The organism is Methylophaga sp. UBA4204, assembly GCF_002379485.1.
In the GTDB taxonomy this organism is placed as follows: Bacteria; Pseudomonadota; Gammaproteobacteria; order Nitrosococcales; family Methylophagaceae; genus Methylophaga.
The window spans coordinates 1-1,245 of sequence record NZ_DFTU01000103.1 but is presented as its reverse complement, the minus strand read 5'-3'; the positions used below and the strand labels follow the sequence as shown (position 1 = coordinate 1,245).

Sequence of the window (1,245 nt, the reverse complement as noted above, 5' to 3'; positions counted from 1 at the left end):
CGTTGCGCGGATTGCAAACAATCAGTTATCGACGATACGAGACAGACCATATGGGAAAGCATCTATGCGCAACAGGTGGAATTACGTCAGATAGATGATATTGGCCCATCCGGGCAGGAACGGGTTGAGCGTGACATCAATCGCTGTAAAAAAGTGCTCTCTGATTTAGGCGCTGACCCCGAGAGGTTAAGCCGCCATGGCTGAGTCATCTAGAGGAGAACAAACCCGAAATATCATACGCCAGGCAATTACTCGCATTGAAAAAGGTCGCCCTAAAGTTGTGATCAAAGAGCGCAAAATGTCTGTTGCTGCCGTGGCAGAGGAAGCAGGAGTAAGTCGAGCAACCATTCATAACAACTATCCAGATATGGCAGACCGTATCCGGACAATACTAGGTAAACAAAATCGCATACAACGCAATAAAAAACATGAAGCACTGCGATTGGAAAAGGCAAAAAATCGGCAGCTACGCACCGAAAATGCTGAGCTTCGCACTAAGATTAATGTCTTGGTTTCTAAAAATCGAGCTCTGACTGATGAACTCCACGAGACTCTTGCGATAGCAGGTTCAGCAAATGTGAGAATTTTAAAACCAAATAGCTCTACATAGCGTCAGCAGTAACGAGGCAATCCAGTTAAATAAAACGCGTTTTATGATTAGCTGCTTAATTTCGTAAAGGACAATGAAGCGACAAGATAGAAGCCTCATTGTAAGGCCCTGGTTGGTTTAAATGGTAGTAATCGTTACAAAATAGTAGTACACTTTACACTATGTCGTGGTTATTACTAATACTCTCCCTCCCCACTGAAAACGCAACGGTGCGTATGCGGGCATGGCGTGCCATTAAGGCGCTGGGGGCCGCGTCGCTGCGCGATGGTGTCTATCTGCTGCCAGCTCATCCGGATCATTTAGACAAATTGGAGGCAATAGCCCACGATGTCCGCGAGTCTGGGGGTATTGCCCATGTGCTCGCCACTGACGGATCGGAAGCCCAAGATTTCTCTGCCTTATTCGATCGCTCGGATGACTATGAGGCTTTGCACTTGGCCATCGCAGAACTACGGGCAATGTTGTTGCCAGAATCGGTGATGGATGTCATAAAGGAAACGCGCAAGCTGCGTAAACGCCTCACAAGACTGTCACAGATTGACTTCTTTCCGGGCGCTGTTCGTGATCGAGTTGACCGGGCGTTACAGGAACTGGAAACCGATGCCAACCGGGTTTTATCGCCTGATGAACCATTA

The 1,245-nt window shown here is 47.6% G+C and carries 3 protein-coding genes; all 3 read left to right on the top strand.

Features of this window, described 5'->3' with window-relative positions:
* Positions 1-204: hypothetical protein (locus B3182_RS15240; RefSeq protein ID WP_292753414.1), on the top strand; the 204-nt coding region annotated here is incomplete at its 5' end.
* Positions 197-610 (top strand): TetR family transcriptional regulator, encoded by a 414-nt coding sequence (locus tag B3182_RS15235; protein ID WP_292411512.1) that lies wholly within the window; start codon positions 197-199, stop codon positions 608-610. The genes B3182_RS15240 and B3182_RS15235, both read left to right, overlap by 8 nt.
* Positions 611-771: 161 nt before the next feature.
* The coding region (locus B3182_RS15230) for a Chromate resistance protein ChrB (RefSeq protein ID WP_349677942.1) at positions 772-1,245 on the top strand (474 nt) is incomplete at its 3' end.

Coding starts and splice junctions, on each gene's coding strand:
- B3182_RS15235 (WP_292411512.1), top strand. CDS start 197: ATGGCTGAGTCATCTAGAGGAGAACAAACCCGAAATATCATACGCCAG.